This window comes from Paenibacillus sp. CH40 (assembly GCF_024213605.1).
Lineage (GTDB): Bacteria > Bacillota > Bacilli > Paenibacillales > Paenibacillaceae > Paenibacillus > Paenibacillus polymyxa_B.
The window spans coordinates 156,138-172,273 of record NZ_JANAVQ010000005.1 but is presented as its reverse complement, the minus strand read 5'-3'; the positions used below and the strand labels follow the sequence as shown (position 1 = coordinate 172,273).

15 protein-coding genes are annotated in these 16,136 nt (G+C 49.2%); 2 read left to right on the top strand and 13 right to left on the bottom strand.

Features of this window, described 5'->3' with window-relative positions; all coding sequences use genetic code 11:
• Window positions 1-87 precede the first annotated feature (87 nt).
• The 12 genes from NLX73_RS16705 to NLX73_RS16650 all read right to left on the bottom strand — a co-directional run bounded on the left by NLX73_RS16705 (window position 88) and on the right by NLX73_RS16650 (window position 10,604).
• Window positions 88-1,749, bottom strand: coding sequence for a glycosyltransferase (locus NLX73_RS16705; RefSeq protein ID WP_254326741.1), 1,662 nt, complete (start codon window positions 1,747-1,749; stop codon window positions 88-90).
• A 60-nt stretch (window positions 1,750-1,809) separates the two neighbouring features.
• On the bottom strand, window positions 1,810-2,943 hold the full coding sequence (locus NLX73_RS16700; RefSeq protein ID WP_165179117.1) for a CgeB family protein: 1,134 nt from the start codon (window positions 2,941-2,943) through the stop codon (window positions 1,810-1,812).
• Window positions 2,944-2,976: 33 nt separating this feature from the next.
• Window positions 2,977-4,068: a CgeB family protein gene (locus tag NLX73_RS16695; protein WP_254326740.1), complete on the bottom strand. Its 1,092-nt coding sequence runs from the start codon at window positions 4,066-4,068 to the stop codon at window positions 2,977-2,979.
• A gap of 181 nt (window positions 4,069-4,249) precedes the next feature.
• Window positions 4,250-4,609, bottom strand: coding sequence for a FliH/SctL family protein (locus NLX73_RS16690; RefSeq protein WP_061830076.1), 360 nt, complete (start codon window positions 4,607-4,609; stop codon window positions 4,250-4,252).
• Window positions 4,557-4,907, bottom strand: a complete 351-nt coding sequence (locus NLX73_RS16685) for a hypothetical protein (RefSeq protein WP_013311763.1) — start codon at window positions 4,905-4,907, stop codon at window positions 4,557-4,559. The genes NLX73_RS16690 and NLX73_RS16685 overlap by 53 nt, the downstream gene beginning before the upstream one ends.
• Window positions 4,907-5,239 carry an alpha-helical endospore appendage domain-containing protein gene (locus tag NLX73_RS16680; protein ID WP_029518277.1) on the bottom strand — a complete coding sequence of 111 codons (333 nt, stop codon included), beginning with the start codon at window positions 5,237-5,239 and terminating at the stop codon, window positions 4,907-4,909. Before NLX73_RS16680 ends, NLX73_RS16685 begins: the two co-directional genes overlap by 1 nt.
• 29 nt (window positions 5,240-5,268) lie before the next feature.
• On the bottom strand, window positions 5,269-5,556 hold the full coding sequence (locus tag NLX73_RS16675; RefSeq protein ID WP_013311765.1) for a hypothetical protein: 288 nt from the start codon (window positions 5,554-5,556) through the stop codon (window positions 5,269-5,271).
• A gap of 119 nt (window positions 5,557-5,675) precedes the next feature.
• On the bottom strand, window positions 5,676-7,136 hold the full coding sequence (locus NLX73_RS16670) for a glycosyltransferase family 2 protein (RefSeq protein ID WP_254326739.1): 1,461 nt from the start codon (window positions 7,134-7,136) through the stop codon (window positions 5,676-5,678).
• Window positions 7,137-7,208: 72 nt separating this feature from the next.
• Window positions 7,209-7,940 (bottom strand): sugar phosphate nucleotidyltransferase, encoded by a 732-nt coding sequence (locus NLX73_RS16665; protein ID WP_254326738.1) that lies wholly within the window; start codon window positions 7,938-7,940, stop codon window positions 7,209-7,211.
• Entirely contained in the window at window positions 7,937-8,737 is an 801-nt protein-coding gene (locus NLX73_RS16660) for a glycosyltransferase family 2 protein (protein ID WP_254326737.1), read from the bottom strand. The genes NLX73_RS16665 and NLX73_RS16660 overlap by 4 nt, the downstream gene beginning before the upstream one ends.
• Window positions 8,734-9,669 carry a glycosyltransferase family 2 protein gene (locus NLX73_RS16655; protein ID WP_254326736.1) on the bottom strand — a complete coding sequence of 312 codons (936 nt, stop codon included), beginning with the start codon at window positions 9,667-9,669 and terminating at the stop codon, window positions 8,734-8,736. The genes NLX73_RS16660 and NLX73_RS16655 overlap by 4 nt, the downstream gene beginning before the upstream one ends.
• Window positions 9,666-10,604 carry a glycosyltransferase family 2 protein gene (locus NLX73_RS16650; protein ID WP_061830081.1) on the bottom strand — a complete coding sequence of 313 codons (939 nt, stop codon included), beginning with the start codon at window positions 10,602-10,604 and terminating at the stop codon, window positions 9,666-9,668. The genes NLX73_RS16655 and NLX73_RS16650 overlap by 4 nt, the downstream gene beginning before the upstream one ends.
• A 561-nt stretch (window positions 10,605-11,165) precedes the next feature.
• Between NLX73_RS16650 and NLX73_RS16645 the strand changes: the two genes are divergently transcribed.
• The gene (locus tag NLX73_RS16645) at window positions 11,166-12,944 is read left to right on the top strand and encodes a M4 family metallopeptidase (RefSeq protein WP_254326735.1); all 1,779 of its coding nucleotides are present in this window, start codon (window positions 11,166-11,168) and stop codon (window positions 12,942-12,944) included.
• 462 nt (window positions 12,945-13,406) lie between these two features.
• On the top strand, window positions 13,407-15,206 hold the full coding sequence (locus tag NLX73_RS16640; RefSeq protein WP_254326734.1) for a M4 family metallopeptidase: 1,800 nt from the start codon (window positions 13,407-13,409) through the stop codon (window positions 15,204-15,206).
• A gap of 131 nt (window positions 15,207-15,337) precedes the next feature.
• Here NLX73_RS16640 and NLX73_RS16635 read toward each other — a convergent pair whose 3' ends face one another.
• A complete protein-coding gene (locus NLX73_RS16635) occupies window positions 15,338-16,117 on the bottom strand; it encodes a WIAG-tail domain (protein ID WP_254326733.1) in 780 nt (259 codons plus the stop codon).
• Window positions 16,118-16,136 lie beyond the last annotated feature (19 nt).

The window sequence follows — 16,136 nt, the reverse complement described above, 5'->3', positions numbered from 1 at the left end:
TTGAATTGTGGCGTTCAATGAAGGATAGCCATCCAGCAGACTGGCTGTGCTCCAGCTTAACGTTCATCTCAACGGTCCGGCGTAGGTTCACCCGGACCGTGGTTTTGTATGCTGTCCAGCTTTGAGCGTGACTCGCTTCTGCTTGTGCGTGTTGTGTCGCCGTGACCGGTGCTTGAATTTCCGCTTGAGTTTCTGTCTGGACTTGGTTTTCGGATAAAGTCCCTTCGACAACGGGGACCCGTGAATTTTCTTGAGGCGACTCTTGCCGCCGCTTCTCTTATATCTGCGATTCCGCAATCGGGTACGCTTGCGGCCCTTTGGCCATCTCGCCCGAATACTACGCTTACCGCGGGGCAATTCGGGTGGTGAGTCAGGTAAAGGGGATACTGGTTGTGGCAAGCCTTGAATAGCTGCATATTCGATTGGCGGCAGGCCCAGCACAGGCAGTTGACACACCACCGATTCGGGAAATTCTCGAATCGTGCTGGTATATCCCTCCGGTATAGCGATGACCTGACGCAACCCTTCGCCTTCCCTCGTCCATACAGGTCCACCCGGCTGCTGAATCAACGGGAACCAATGCGGATGATGACATACCCATTGACTGACCATGAGGTGTAAACTACCTCGGTAGGAATCAGGTCCGTATACACGTGTAGCCGCACTGTTGTTACGCACACCAATCCGTTCCACTTCTTCGGGATGATCGAGCAGATAGCCCACTTTTTGCGCCAACATGTCGCTGTTGCCCGGCTCTACCAAAAAATCTGTATTTCCGGTCGCCTCCATCAACTCCACAAGTCCACCCTGCGCAAAGGCTACCACGGGCTTACCGTAAACCAGCCCTTCCAGCGCGGTCAGGCCAAAGCCTTCCTCCACCATACTTGGGATTACAACAATATCCATTGCGCTATAGGCCGTTGATACGGATTCCTCGAATGAATTGAACTGGAAGCGGCGGCTATAACGAGATTGGCGGATTAAAGAGACACATTTTACGTAATATTCCGAGTCCACCGAGCTGCCGATGATCCAGAAACGACACCGCGAATTGGTTTCGCACAGCTTTAGAGCCATTTGGACAAAAGGCAACAGCCCTTTGGCTTCGTAAATAAAAGAAGAAATATAACCAATGCAAATATGGAAATCCCGCAGCCCCAGTTTTTCACGTTTCCTTTTCCGTTCCAGCACATGCTCTTTGGGAGATGGCATATCCATATCCCGGCAGGGAGACAACACCGTATGCGGACGTGTCAGTCCCCCGCCATGCAAAGGACGCATTACAGCTTGCGAAATGCCGATGACCCATTGGCTATAGCGCTCAATGATAGAAACAGAAACTGGCGTATGCGCATTCTGGTTAATGACCTCGGTTATTTTCCAGATCACCGGAATATTAAGCTCTTGGGCAGCCATTGCAGGCATGACGTTCACACAGGTATTGACCAGCACCACATCAGGTCGAGCATGCCGAAGCATCTGGAACAACGGTGCATACGCCACATGGGTCCGCAAATTCTCCGCATCCTGCGCCAATCCCTCATATGGGGTGTACATGCCATGCAGCATGAACAGGTTCTGTGTCAGAACAGTGATTCCGCGCTTGCGGGCCATTGAGGTCAGCCGCCCTTCACCAGGCGTTACGAGAATACAATCGAAGTACGTACGCATGTCTAGACAAAATTGCAATAGCAGCTTCTCTGCCCCCGTAATACTGCGGACGTTGCTAACATGGCTGAATAGCATCATTTTCGGCTTGATCGGAGTTCACCTCCTTTAAAATAGCAACCATCGGACGTGTGAATCACCTTATGGAAATATGACCGACAATAGTTGGTCAATCCGGTGACCATACGTGTGCTCCCGCAGGGTTCGTTCCAGAGCACGTAGGGCAATTTCATGGCGCTCTTTTTCATGCGTCAAATAAAACTCAACCTTCTCCAACAATTCCTGCTGAGAGCTGTAGGTCTCTATCTCTTCCCCCGGCTTATAAAAACGAGCCAGATCATCTCTTGTATCTGTCAGTTGCAACGTGCCACTGGCAGAAATTTCAAACGTGCGCGGATTGGGCGAAGCCCCCGGAATTTTCAGTGAGTTGTTGTTCACCGAATCATCCTGATGGGAACGATGAAGATTAATTACGATTTTGCTGCCGTTATACGAATCATTGGTTTCGACCGGAGACATCCAGCGACCCAGCTCAATTTTGTCACCATACGACTGATAATCCGGGAGACGATCCCACCAGATTCCGTTGATTTTAATGTTACGAGCCATGAGCTGCGGCATAATTGGATTGAAGAAATAGATGCGGTTCCAGTAGGCTGAGCCTGTAAACCCAATCTCACGTCGTACCGAAGCGGGCGAGCTGAGTGGGAAATAGTGAGTCAGAAATGCTCCAAAGGGCAAATAGTGCACAGACGTGCAACCCAACTGACGGTACAGCTCCATGCAGTTCATTTCTAACGTGAACACATAATCATAATTCGTAACAATTTTAGTCGTCGTGTCGGTGTAATATGGATCGTCCGTTAGCCAGATGGCGGTGGGGATGCCCAACTGGCGTACCGCAGTAACCTGCTCCAACGGAAGATCCATTCCATCCAGTGCCAGCATCAGATTCGGACGGAGCTGAGCGGCAATATCTCCTACCGGCTGACGTGGGTCTGTTACGGTAACCTGAGCCGTCATGCTTTGCAACGTGGTAATGACCGCCTCATCCAGCGGAGAATACGGAAGGCCTTTGCCTGAGACGACATACAGTACATGGATTTGTCGAAAAGGGAAAACTGCTTTCATCCGTGCAACAATTGCGTTAGCACGTCCGCGCAGATATCCTTCGTCGTATCCGTCATGCACTCCCGCAATTCTCCCCCTTTCCCAGGAGGCTGCCGCCGTCTGGTGAACAGCCGGGTCATACGGTCCTGTCGTAGATATCGTCATCACTTTCACTCCTCACTGTTTATGGTGTTTACTTTAGGCCATCGCCTTGTCCAGCAGTTCTTCCATGCGATTGGAGTACATATGCTTTTGCATAGTCGTGTACAATGCGCGCCAGGCCATGCGTTCTCGTTCCCAGTCATGCTTGAGATAGTAGTCCAGCTTCACTCTCAGTTCCTCTGCTCCAGAGAAGGTTTCAATGTCATAGCCTGGTCGGTAATAACGGCTCAAATCCTTCCGAACATCCGTCATTTGAAGCGTGCCGCAAGCAGAAATTTCGTATGTCCGAGGATTGATGGACTCCGCTGAAAGCTGGTGTGTATTCCGATTATCCAGTCCGGGGTCTGTCGGGCGGTGCATATTGATGACAATTTTGGAGCCGTTATAATATTGAGCGGTCTCTTCCGGCTCCATAAAACCCGGACGGATAAAGCGTTCCAGCACATCCCGCCGGGTCAGCCGATCCCAGTGTCCACCTACGATCAGCACTCTTTTGTCCGCCAAGAAGGGAGCAAGGTGGTCGAACAGCTTCACACGGTTCCAGAAGGCATTTCCAATGAAGCAAATATCATGCTGATGCTCCCGCTCTACTCTTCGGGGATAAAAGATACGAGCTGACGCAGCCAGCGGCAAATAGTGAACCCTCGTTACTCCCTGATCGCGATAAAACGGCAGGCATGAAATTTCGTGCGTAAATACGACATCGTAGGATTGACAGATCAACGCCGTATCCTCCGTAAAGTAAGGATCATCTACAAACCATATGGCCGTCCGAATGCCTAGGGCTCGTATTTGTTGCACCTGCTCCAGATGATCCGCCGGAAAAACATGCAGCCCGTTCATGACCAGCACGAGGTCTGGACGTTGAGCCTCGGCGTCAGCTAGCATCGTAGCAGGTGTACCGATGGCGCATGAGCTGCATATTTGGCCTAATGCCTCTTGCACACCTGTGTCTATAGCTGCGAAACCTTGCGGAATATACAACACTTTCAAATGACGAACAGCAGGCTGTATTGCCACGACCTGTGACAGAGCAGCCGTGCAACCGCCCATTCTGCGTCCTTCCCGATAGCCGCATCGGTACGCTTCGCGTTCATGTCCGCTTTGTTGATCGTTCACATCCTTCACCCTGTCCTGTTGTAGGATAAACTTCTGTCACTCCTAAACTATATGCGGAGGGGTCAAACGCATCATGGACGACTGCCACTGCCCGGACAAAATTGGCGTTTGCCCGTCCAACTGCCGAACCGCAAATAACCCCAAAGCTGTTAGCTTCGGGGGTGAACAGTAATAGAATGATTTGCCCAGTTTACTGAGCTTTGTAAGCGAGCTGGTGTCCATCTTCATAACCTTTGGCAAAACCTGAATTGAAACCCTCGTTATAAGCTGCATCATATCCCTGCTGAAATGCCTGCGGATCATGCTCCAATGCAACAGTCCCGGGCTGTGGATTCTCCGCAGAAGGGGCTGCCACCGGGTTAGCTTGAGGTTTTTTCCGCCGCCGCAAATGAGGATGTCTTCTACGTGCAGAATAAAGTCCCCTTTTACGGCGTCTTAGAGCAAGGAGACGTCTTCTTCTTCGTTTTAATCTGCGAATGCTGGAACGCCGGGCATCTTTACGTCTTTTGCGGGCTTTGTCCCGAGTGGCGCGTTCCCACCTTGTACTCATTTTCATTCCTCCTTTGCTTTCTCGTGGTGGTTTCATTTTTCTGAACAGGCACATGGAGCCACGGCTTAGTCGGTTTTCCATATACCTGTCGTCTTAATGGAATACCCGCCAACATTTGCGTGATTTCTCCCTGGTAGTTGCTGAGTATACGGATGGTTTCTTCCAGACGGGTAGCCGACATATCCGCATGGGGCGTCAAGTCCGCAAGACTGGTCAGCATCCGAGCAACGGCGTGCTGGCTGGCAGCAATAGACTCCATCATATCCAGCTTGATCTCACGTTCACGCCTCATGCTCATTAGTTCATATCCCCCGAGCCCATTCCTCCCATCATCCCTTCCATGCCGCCACCCTGCTGCTCATCCTGATCCAGCAATGCTTTGAGATTGCTGCAAAGTCCAGTCTGAAGCCGCGTTAATCCCTCCAGCATTTCCACCATCTGCTCGTGAATTTCCAAAGGCCGTCCCAACTGCTCTTCATCGGTGTCAAATGCGTGGGGGGCCAGATGGTTCAACGCCCAATTACGCACTTTTTCTGCTTCGACCGCCTTGGCCTCCAGGATCATAGACACATTCCGCTGCATTTTGGAGGCTGCGTCCAGCATGTGAATCATTGCTTGTTCCCTACTCATGTGTTCACTCCCTGCCCTCGGTTGGTACGTTACTCCTCTTCCGGGTATGCCGTCTCTTTCACGACACGAACGAGCATTTCAGCCATTGCTTCCTGAAGATCGGCAATACCGTTCAAGTAGGCAACAATGCTTTTGTTTACTTGTCCCGAGCTGTCGAGAATGCCCGGAATTCCGTCAAAACGCGGCTCCTCATCTGGCAGTTCATGTATGATCTGCGCCATGCGCACAACCACCTGCCGTTCCGCATCCAACAACCTTGACATCTGTTGCTGCGAGTGCGAAATGTGGATCAGCAAATCATCTAACTCGTTATGCATAAGCCCCTCCTTTATGTGCTCCGCCGTGCGGAACGCACGAATTACCTACGGGCTTTCCGCTACTACAGCGTATGCCGCAGCGAGTAGTCGGTTCCGCCTAAAAACGCCTATTCAGATCATTACAGATGCCCGTGCAGCACCGGTGGAGCAATAATAGGCTGCTTCTCCACCAAAGCCGACAAATCTCCGGGAGACAAAAACTGAATTCGGTAGTCCTCTGCCCGCCAGCTCATCGCAGCGTACAGGGTAAGGAACGGCCTTTTCCAGCCGTTACCGATTTGATACAGTTGCCCGCCCTCAGCATACAATACCTCGATCCATCGCTTGCGTTGAGCCGGTATATTCAGTGTGGGCAGCATGGACATGTTCTCCAGATCGGGAGCCGCCAGTACAGGAATGGGTTCCTCTCGCAGCTCAGCTGTAGGTGCATCAATGTTGCCGGAAACTGTAGCCTCCGGCTTCCCTACCAAGGGAAGCACCAACAAATCCAGCTGAGACACTCTAACAGAGCGCACATTTTCACCTCCCGCAGCACTGACTCCATGCAGATACCGCCTTCTCCCCGGCTCTAACCGAAATACTGCACCGGACGGTCCCTGAACAACCGCTCCGATGGGATAAAAGCTTGCCGCTGATACGTGTGTTTCCTTACCTGTTGATATCTGGCCGTCCGTCTCCGCTGTACTGAATTTCAGATTGCGGAACAGCTTATCCGCGTCCCCCCACTTTTGTACAAAAAAGGATCGGTTCCGGCTGCTTTCCTCCATTGAACCGCTTTTTTCGGTCGTTTGAGGAAAACCATACACCGTATCCCGATCTCTTTCTTCATAATGGATAAAAGCATCTCCGGCAATTGCCATACGTATCCCCAACAAACGCACACGCAATAGCCAATCTGCATGGGCTTCCTCAGTACTGTGGCAACCTTCGTCCCAGTAGCCCGTTTTTTCCAATGTCTCTCTGCGCAGCAATAAACAAAATCCAGCTAAGCTTTCGGTCTCTCGCCATGCATCCGGATTGGAAATATTGAAGGTCATGGCAAATTGACGAGCTCCATTTTCGTTCATATAAGGAACCTCAATCTGCTGTTCTTTGAATGGACCATTCGTTACAGGCCCAACAACACCAATACGCGGATCGCTGTATAAACACCCTAACAACCGATCCAACCAGCCGGGGGTCACCATAGAGTTTTGATCCAGTACCACGATAGTTGTGCCTTTTGCCATCATCAGCCCCTGATTCAGGCAACCTATCATTTGAACATCTTTTTTTAACAGCGCATAACGCACAGCGATGCTTTTACGGAGCAAATAGGTGGATGTCCCGTCCGTCGATCCGCAGTCCACCACAATAATTTCGTGAGGATGGCTCGTATTCTCCTCAATACGGTGAATGCATGCACGGAGTTGTTGAAGCTGATTGCAGGACGGAATGATAATACTGACACCTTCAAAAACCTTGCCGAACGAAGCCTGGCCCAACCTGTTGCCCTGCTCCTGGCCCCTTTTATATCCTGACCAATAGCCTTTCTTTCCGAGCCGCTTGCTGTGTTTCCTTTGCATACTCAGGCGTTTCATGCCGTTCACTCCTCCGGGTGGCATTATGCCTATACTATATGCCTGGCCCGGCCGGATGGTGTTTCGTTGAGATCAGGGTAGAAGTCCTTTCATTTTCACTCCAGCTTCCTGAAGGGAATCGAAGGTTCCTGCGTCGCTCCAATAGCGCCGTAAAATATCATATTCCAGCTTGCCTTCAGCGGCATAACAGTTGTTAACATCCGTGATCTCAAGCTCACCGCGTGCCGAAGGTGTAATTTGCCGGATCTTATCGAACACGGCAGTATCGTACATATAGATACCCGTAACGCAATATTTGGATTGGGGATGCTGCGGCTTTTCTTCAATCCGCGTAATGCTCTCCGGGCGCTCAGGATCAAATACGGGTACCCCGTAACGACGAGCATCTGCTACCTTTTTCAACAACACTCTGGCGCTCCCTGGGGGCTGTTGCTTGAACCGTTCGATCACAGGTCCCAAGTCTTCCTTGAACAAATTATCACCTAACAAAACAGTGAATTTCTCTTCTAATTGCATATAGCTTCTTGCCAGTTCGAGTGCTTCCGCAATGCCGCCCGCCTTTTCTTGAATCCGGTATGTCAGTTGGACACCATAATCACTGCCACTGCCCAAAAAATCGGTATACAGCCCGGCCGATTGTTTACCAATAATAATAAGCATATCGGTGATTCCAGCCTGTCGTAGCCTCTCGATACCATATACGATCATGGGATACTTGCCGACCGGAAGCAGATGCTTGTTGAGTAATGTAGTCAACGGATGAAGGCGCGATCCGGTTCCTCCTGCGAGAATAACCCCTTTCATATCTTCCTTCCTCCTTCGACAGCATGTTCAGTGCATGCAACCCCAGTGTTTCCAGTTTCAATGAACATTCTGGGATCTATGCTCCATTTCTCTATAAACAAACGATAGTTCCGCTCGATCAGCTCTTCAATCCAGGAAGTCTCCGAGCGTGAGAAGCTCGCATTCCCCTCGTGATAGACAAAACAGTCGTTGCACATGAGCAGCTTGTAGCCATGCACGCGTGCGCGCAGACAATAATCGTCATCCTCATAATGTCCGGGGCTGAACCGTTCATCCAGCAATCCGATCCGTTCCATCAGATCGCGCCGGAACAGCAAACAAAACCCTACCAACCGCTTGACCTCCTGCCATCTGGAGGGATTACTTGCATTATTCTGCTCCGCATATCTCAGACAACTGGCCAAATCTCCTTCCAATCCGTGTATCTGCTGAATACCGCTGACGTAATTCGTCACCGGTCCCACCAATCCCACCATGCTTTCGCTCTGCAATGCAGCCAACATAATCGATAGCCATCCCCGCGTAACCGTCACATCATTGTTTAAAATAACGAACTGATCACCCGAAGCCAGCCGGAGCCCCATATTACATGCTGCTGGAAAGCCCCTGTTTTCAGGAAGACGTATGCTGATCAGCCGCTCAGATGCACAAAAATCACCCGTTCCGTCATTCGAAGCGTTGTCCACAACAATGATTTCATACGGTACATCTATCGTATGTGTCCGAATTGCCTCAATACACGGCTTTAACAGATGTAGGCCGTTATAAGTCGGAATAATGATGCTCGTCAGACTCATTGTGCATTCCTCCCTTTGGCAACGTCTACCCGTGTTGGAACAGGCCCGAGCGGGGAATACCCGGCTACCTGAAACACCGCCGTCAGTGCCTCTGCATGATCACCGACGATCAACTGTTCCATAGCGTTCCCTTTGCCAACATTGAAGGTCCGCTTACGGTTTGTTTTAATGACATCGACAGCATGTACTGCCGTCACGATCATGCCATGCAGAATTGCCAGGGCGTGGGCTTTTGGCGGTACGGCAAGCACGGCTGAGCCAAGCTGATCCAGTAAACGCCGAGATAATGCATGCGGTACGGCGGTCAATGAGCTTGCTCCCAAATCCGGCCTGCGCAGTACGCGATTCAGGAATGCTTTGCACCGTGTCACGCTGTCCTGCTGGGCATAGGGCGGCAAATGTCTGCCCAGATCATTAAGCGCAACGTCCGTTCCCTGATCCACCGCGTGGAGAAAAGGCAGCAAATCAGATGCTGGAATCGGCAAATCTCCGTCCACGAACAACACAATATCAGCCTGCGTCATACGCGCGCCTACCGCCCGGCCAACATCATGCCCCAGTCGATTCGGCACGTTGACAAGAGTCACACTGGGATGATGTTTGGCTACGGTGGAGCGCGTGCCGTCCGTGCAGCCGTTCAATACGACAATGATATCCGTAAGCGGAAGTTTTTCCAGCTCGCCCAGTACCCGGTCAATCGTTGACTCTTCATTACAGGCGCTGACCACGGCCGCTGCCGTTCCCTGTAACACAATATCTCCCGGAACTTCGCGTTCCACAGGCGGAGTCACTTCGGTCATTCCTTTCGCCCGAGGTGTGGGCTTTCTCATCCTACGGCTATGCATTGAAGTCGTCGTTCCTCGTTTTCGCTGAACACGTCTCATGCCCCAACTCGGTTCTTCACGCTTCCCTCTGCGATACTGTCTATTCACAGTTTCACCTCGTCTCTGATCCGTTTGCGCTCCAAATCCGTATATCCCGCACGCGTTCCCAGACGCGATGTAAGCCAGGCAATGGCATCCAGATGATCCTGAACAATTACATCTGCCAGCGGGTCCTTGCCGTTCTGTTTTTTACGTGTCGCATTTATTTTTCCGACAGCTATTCCATATACAGTCACCACTCGTAACTCGGAGGCGATGGACATAGCTTGAAATAAAGGAGGCTTTTCCAAGGGCTTTAGACCTATTTTCTTTAGAGCCTTTTGACTTATGGCGTGTGGAATGCCAGTCATAGATGCTCCCCCTAAATCAGCACGATTCGACAAGATATTCAATACATGCTTTGCCTCCACTACAGGGTGTACGGGCGTACGATTCACAGGTCCATGGTAATCATTCAGCACCACATCCGCCCCTGCACATATGGCGTGTATAAACGGCCGGAGTCTAACGCAGGGAATGACGATATCCCCATCCAAGAAAAGCAGGATCTGTCCGGATGCCGCCTCCGCTCCAATACGACGGCCAACATCATGTCCGAGCGGTTCCGGAAAGGAAAGCACACGAGCTCCCGCCGCCGCTGCCACCTTCGCCGTTCTATCGTGTGATCCGTTCTCAACGACGATAACCTCTGTATGTGGATGGACACGGCGCGCTTCGCGAATCACAGCCCCGATTGTTTTTTGCTCATTCATGGCCGGAATAATGACAGATACGAAAAACTTTCCCACTGATGACGGTTCAGATGGTCGCTCTTCGCCGATCTGTGCCCCTCTCTCCGTGTCGAGTACCTCCCTCATGGCAGGGGCTACCGGATTCTTATGCATGTTCGGCATTCGTAACGGCAGCCACATCTTAGAATGATAGTAAGCGCCGGAATGCCGCCTCCGTTTGATCTTGTATCCAGCTCTTCCCTGCTTCTTCATGCTCCCGTCTCACCTCCCTTCCTGCTGTATAGATGGACAGCATGATTAGGACAGTTCAACATAACCTATGCGGTCCAAAAGCCGTGTGTAACGGCAATCGTGGAGGTCTTTTCGACACAGCAATTTTCGACTTTATTTTACATAACTTATTAATCCTATTAAATAAATGAGTTATTAGGGTCTAAAGAATCATTTTGGATAAATTTGTGACATAGATCTTCTCGTCCGTCATTCTCTGTGCTAATATCAGAGCCAGATGATGGGAGTTCAAAAAATCAACATTTGTTTTTTTTGCATAAGTCAATATTTTTCCATTATCCACCATTATTCTATTTTCTTTTTATACGACAGGAAAGGAGGAGTTTGTCACCTTTTTAAGCTACATGCTTGATACTGCAGTACCCTCTTTTCACGTACGCTTCATGAAAAACACTTCGGTATTTCTCTTCATGTTCCATTTTCTTCTATTCCAGACGACAACACGACCTACATAAATGGCGCAATGCCTTATTCAAGACAGGATGATTCATCCTGACAATAATCGAGGAGAGTGAATTTTTAATGAAAAAAGTATGGGTTTCGCTTCTTGGAGGAGCTATGTTATTAGGGTCTGTCGCGTCTGGTGCATCAGCGGAGAGTTCCGTTTCGGGGCCAACTCAGCTTACACCGACCTTTCACGCCGAGCAATGGAAAGCCCCTTCCTCGGTATCCGGGGACGACATTGTATGGAGCTATTTGAATCGGCAAAAGAAATCGTTACTGGGTGCGGACAACTCTAGTGTACGTGAACAATTCCGAATCGTTGATCGCACAAGCGACAAGTCCGGTGTGAGCCATTATCGGCTGAAACAGTATGTAAACGGGATTCCCGTATATGGAGCTGAACAGACTATTCATGTGGGCAAATCTGGTGAGGTCACCTCTTACTTAGGAGCGGTGGTTACTGAGGATCAGCAAGCTGAAGCTACGCAAGGTACAACTCCAAAAATCAGCGCTTCTGAAGCAGTCTACACTGCATATAAAGAAGCAGCTGCACGGATTGAAGCCCTCCCTACCTCCGACGATACGATTTCTAAAGATGTTGAGGAACAAAGCAGTGTAAGCAAAGACACTTACGCCGAAGCAGCTAACAACGTAAAAACGCTATCTACTGATAAGGACGAGCTGAGTCTTGATAAAGCATCTGCCCTGAAAGATAGCAAAATTGAGGCGGTGGAGACAGAAAAAAGTTCCATTGCCAAAATCGCTAATCTGCAGCCAGAAGTAGATCCTAAAGCCGATCTGTACTTCTATCCTAAAGGGGATGACCTGCAGCTGGTTTATGTAACAGAAGTCAATGTTTTAGAACCTGCCCCACTGCGTACTCGCTACATTATTGATGCCAATGATGGCAGCATCGTATTCCAGTATGACATCATTAATGAAGCGACAGGCACAGGTAAAGGTGTGCTTGGTGATAGCAAATCATTCACCACGACGGCTTCCGGTAGTAGCTACCAGTTAAAAGATACAACACGCGGTAATGGTATTGTGACCTACACGGCCTCCAACCGTCAAAGCATCCCAGGTACCCTTCTGACCGATGCCGATAATGTATGGAATGATCCAGCCGGCGTGGATGCCCATGCGTATGCTGCCAAAACATATGATTACTATAAGTCCAAATTCGGACGCAACAGCATTGACGGACGCGGGCTGCAACTCCGTTCGACAGTCCATTACGGTAGCCGCTACAACAACGCCTTCTGGAATGGCTCCCAAATGACTTATGGAGATGGGGACGGTAGCACATTTATCGCATTCAGTGGGGACCCCGATGTGGTAGGTCATGAACTTACTCACGGTGTCACAGAGTATACTTCGAATTTGGAATATTACGGAGAGTCTGGTGCATTGAATGAGGCTTTCTCGGACATCATCGGCAATGACATTCAGCGTAAAAACTGGCTTGTAGGCGATGATATTTATACGCCAAACATTGCAGGCGATGCTCTGCGCTCTATGTCCAATCCTACGCTGTATGATCAACCAGATCACTATTCCGACTTGTATACAGGCAGCTCCGATAACGGTGGCGTTCATACGAACAGCGGCATTATCAATAAAGCCTACTATCTGTTGGCACAAGGTGGTACTTTCCATGGTGTAGCAGTAAATGGAATTGGCCGCGATGCAGCGGTCCAAATTTACTACAGTGCCTTTACGAACTACCTGACTTCTTCTTCCGATTTCTCCAACGCACGCGCTGCTGTGATCCAAGCAGCAAATGATCTGTACGGTGCGAACTCGGCACAAGCAACTGCAGCTGCCAAATCTTTTGACGCTGTAGGCGTAAACTAAATCATATACGCTATAATCCTCATATCCCGTCCATAGACCTTTGCCGTTGTGCAACTGTCACTTAGGTCTGCTCATAATGGACGAAAAAATAGGGGTGCAGTGTACAAGTCTGCGCCCCTTCCCCCTTATTTATGGCGTCCCCTCAAAGGGGCGCCCTTTTCTTGTTCATCGGGTCCCTTCGATCATTTTCGACTAAATAAGACAAATAAACAGTAAATCAGGGACTAAAGATTCATTTTGGGGTATTTTGTAAAATTAACCTTCTCGTTCGACAACCTCTGTGCTAATATCAGAGCCGAGACGTTGAAATTGCAAAAAAATAAACCTTAATATTTTACAAAAGGTCATTTTTATCCAGCTTCTTCACGTTTCAAAGGAGCAACAAGACTTACATATATAACGCAAGGCTTCTGCAAACAGGGTGTTTTTACCTCAACATTAACTAGGGAGAGTGAGTATGAATTGAAAAAAGTATGGGTTTCACTTCTAGGAGGAGCTATGCTATTAGGATCTATAGCGCCCGGGGCCTCCGCAGCTGAAAATTCTGTTCCCGATCCGACTCAGTTTACACCAACATTCCAAACGGTGAACTGGAAGTCTCCTTCAACGGTAACAGGCGACAATCTGGTCTGGAGCTTTTTAAATCGACAACAAAAAACATTATTGAGTCTGGACGATACCCACATCGGTTCCCATGTGCGCGAGCAATTTCGTATCGTGGATCGCACCAGTGACAAATTTGGTACAAAGCATTATCGGTTAAAACAATATGTAAACGGAATTCCCGTATTTGGAGCCGAACAGACCATCCATGTGAACAAGTCTGGCCAAATCACCTCTTATTTGGGAGCGATCATTTCAGAAGATCAACAAGCCGATGCCAAAGAAAATACAACTCCAAAAATCAGTGCTACTGAGGCTGTATATACCGCATATGAAGATGCAGCTATACGGGTTCACTCTCTCTCTTCCTCCGTCCAAATCGTTCCTGAACCTTACGAGGATACAAGTAGTGTAAGTAAAGACACTTACGAAAAGGCATCTAACAATGAATTATCAATCTCTGTCGATAAGGACTCCTTGGATTTGGATAAAGCAGTTGAACTGGAGAACAGTAAATTGGAAGTGGTAGAGCCTGCATCCTCTATCCCCAAAATTGCCAATCTGGAGCCAAGTGTAGACCCTAAAGCAGAACTGTACATCTATCCCGATGGAGACTCAACACGTCTCGTCTATGTAACCGAAGTTAATACTTTACAGCCCGCTCTGCTGCGCACACGTTACTTTATTGACGCTAATGACGGAAAAATCGTATTCAAGTATGACATTCTTAACGAAGTGATCGGCACAGGGCGCGGTGTATTCGGTGATACCAAAACATTTGAAACAACAGCTTCGGGCAAGAAGTATCAACTAAAAGATACGACTCGTGGTAAAGGAATCCTAACTTATAACGTCCACAACACCGAGACGCTCCCCGGCACCCTGTATACAGATTCCGATAACGTGTGGGAAGATCCGGCTGCGGTGGATGCCCACGCTTACGCTATCCGCACTTACGATTATTACAAGGATAGATTTGGACGCGACAGCATTGACGGGCATGGCATGGCCATCGCTTCGGCAGTCCATTACGGCGCAAAGAACTACAATAATGCCCACTGGGGCGGCACTCATATGCTTTATGGAGACGGAGACGGCACGTTATTTGCCCCTTTTAGCAGCGACCTTGAAATTGTTGCCCATGAGCTGACACACGGTGTAACCGAGCATTCATCAGGGCTCGTGTATTTCGCTGAATCCGGTGCATTAAGTGAAGCCATCTCAGATATTATAGGCAACGACATTGAGCGCACCAATTGGGATTTCGGCAAAGTCGCTTATACCCCTAATATTAAGGGCGACGCCATTCGCTCCCTTTCCGATCCTGTCAAATACGGTCAAGTCGATCACTACAGCAATCTCTATCCTGATCCTAACAACGAGGATTATGGTGGAGCCCACATTAATAGCGGTATTATTAATAAAGCCTACTATCTACTGGCACAAGGAGGCACTTTCCATGGTGTCAAGGTAGATGGAATCGGACGTGATGCAGCCGTATATATTTATTATAATGCCTTCACCAATTATCTGACTTCCACGTCTAACTTCTCCACCGCGCGAGCCGCTGTGATCCAAGCGGCCAAAGATAGTTATGGTGAAAATTCAATAGCCGTAACCTCTGCTATGAAGTCTTTTGACGCTGTAGGTGTGAGATAAGTGAAATAATATAAATTTCCCCGGTATTACAAGTCTCCCCCCCTTGTCTCTTATGTATACGGCGTCCCACTATGGGACGCCTTTTTTCTAGTATAAAGTTGATTATTGGTAATTATATTTCCGGCTTCTTATTATTGCCCCATCGCAATCCAAAGGACCAACCCTTCACATAGCGGACCTGAGTATATGCGTTCCACAGTAAGTACTGCTGAATACCTCTGACGTTGTGTGACGGATACCATCACTCCCGGTATACTCGCATTGGCAGTGATTACATACTGTGTATCTATAAAAGGCTTCTCAAATACAACGCTCACTTCACCCCTATCCGCTTGTGCGGGGAGGTGAAAAGAAATGCTCCCATATTGAGGTGAAGCTATATGATCGTCAGAAGCCTCGTCACTGGTCGCTGATCCGTCGTGAATGACATTCAGGTTTAATTCTTTCTCCGTATCGAAAGCTTGATCGATATCTTGCTCAGACAAGACCACGCGTTGCTTTGGGCGTGGTCTTCCTTCAGCAATGTGAATACTGGTTATGGAACAATCCAGTAACGAATCTTGCTCTGCCTGACCTTCCGTCGTAATAGACGATATGTTGTTATCCGTCCTGTATTCCGTATCTGACTCAGGCACAGACAACAGCAGTACAGATGCTCGATTCATCTGCATCGCTTCCTCTAGCGTTTTGGGGAGCTTATGCTTCTTCCATGCCGCTTCCTCTATAGCTTGAACCGATGTGTCCTTCTCTACGGGGGCAGGGACCGTTGCCGTTCCACGCTGGTTCGATTTATGACTGCCGGAAGTCGAAGCCGCTTTCTCTTTGTTAACACGGGGGGAGGGAACCGCATGGGAAAGGTTACGCCGTGCTGTTCTTTTATCCTTAGGGCTATGGTTCGTACGATGGTTCATGGTGACCGCTCCTTTGGCA

Excerpts from the sequence above, each read along its gene's own strand:
- NLX73_RS16700 (WP_165179117.1), bottom strand. The coding sequence starts at position 2,943 with ATGACGATATCTACGACAGGACCGTATGACCCGGCTGTTCACCAGACG.
- NLX73_RS16675 (WP_013311765.1), bottom strand. The coding sequence starts at position 5,556 with ATGCATAACGAGTTAGATGATTTGCTGATCCACATTTCGCACTCGCAG.
- NLX73_RS16670 (WP_254326739.1), bottom strand. The coding sequence starts at position 7,136 with ATGAAACGCCTGAGTATGCAAAGGAAACACAGCAAGCGGCTCGGAAAG.
- NLX73_RS16690 (WP_061830076.1), bottom strand. The coding sequence starts at position 4,609 with ATGAGTACAAGGTGGGAACGCGCCACTCGGGACAAAGCCCGCAAAAGA.
- NLX73_RS16635 (WP_254326733.1), bottom strand. The coding sequence starts at position 16,117 with ATGAACCATCGTACGAACCATAGCCCTAAGGATAAAAGAACAGCACGG.
- NLX73_RS16685 (WP_013311763.1), bottom strand. The coding sequence starts at position 4,907 with ATGAGCATGAGGCGTGAACGTGAGATCAAGCTGGATATGATGGAGTCT.
- NLX73_RS16650 (WP_061830081.1), bottom strand. The coding sequence starts at position 10,604 with ATGAAGAAGCAGGGAAGAGCTGGATACAAGATCAAACGGAGGCGGCAT.
- NLX73_RS16705 (WP_254326741.1), bottom strand. The coding sequence starts at position 1,749 with ATGATGCTATTCAGCCATGTTAGCAACGTCCGCAGTATTACGGGGGCA.
- NLX73_RS16665 (WP_254326738.1), bottom strand. The coding sequence starts at position 7,940 with ATGAAAGGGGTTATTCTCGCAGGAGGAACCGGATCGCGCCTTCATCCG.
- NLX73_RS16645 (WP_254326735.1), top strand. The coding sequence starts at position 11,166 with ATGAAAAAAGTATGGGTTTCGCTTCTTGGAGGAGCTATGTTATTAGGG.
- NLX73_RS16660 (WP_254326737.1), bottom strand. The coding sequence starts at position 8,737 with ATGAGTCTGACGAGCATCATTATTCCGACTTATAACGGCCTACATCTG.
- NLX73_RS16680 (WP_029518277.1), bottom strand. The coding sequence starts at position 5,239 with ATGAGTAGGGAACAAGCAATGATTCACATGCTGGACGCAGCCTCCAAA.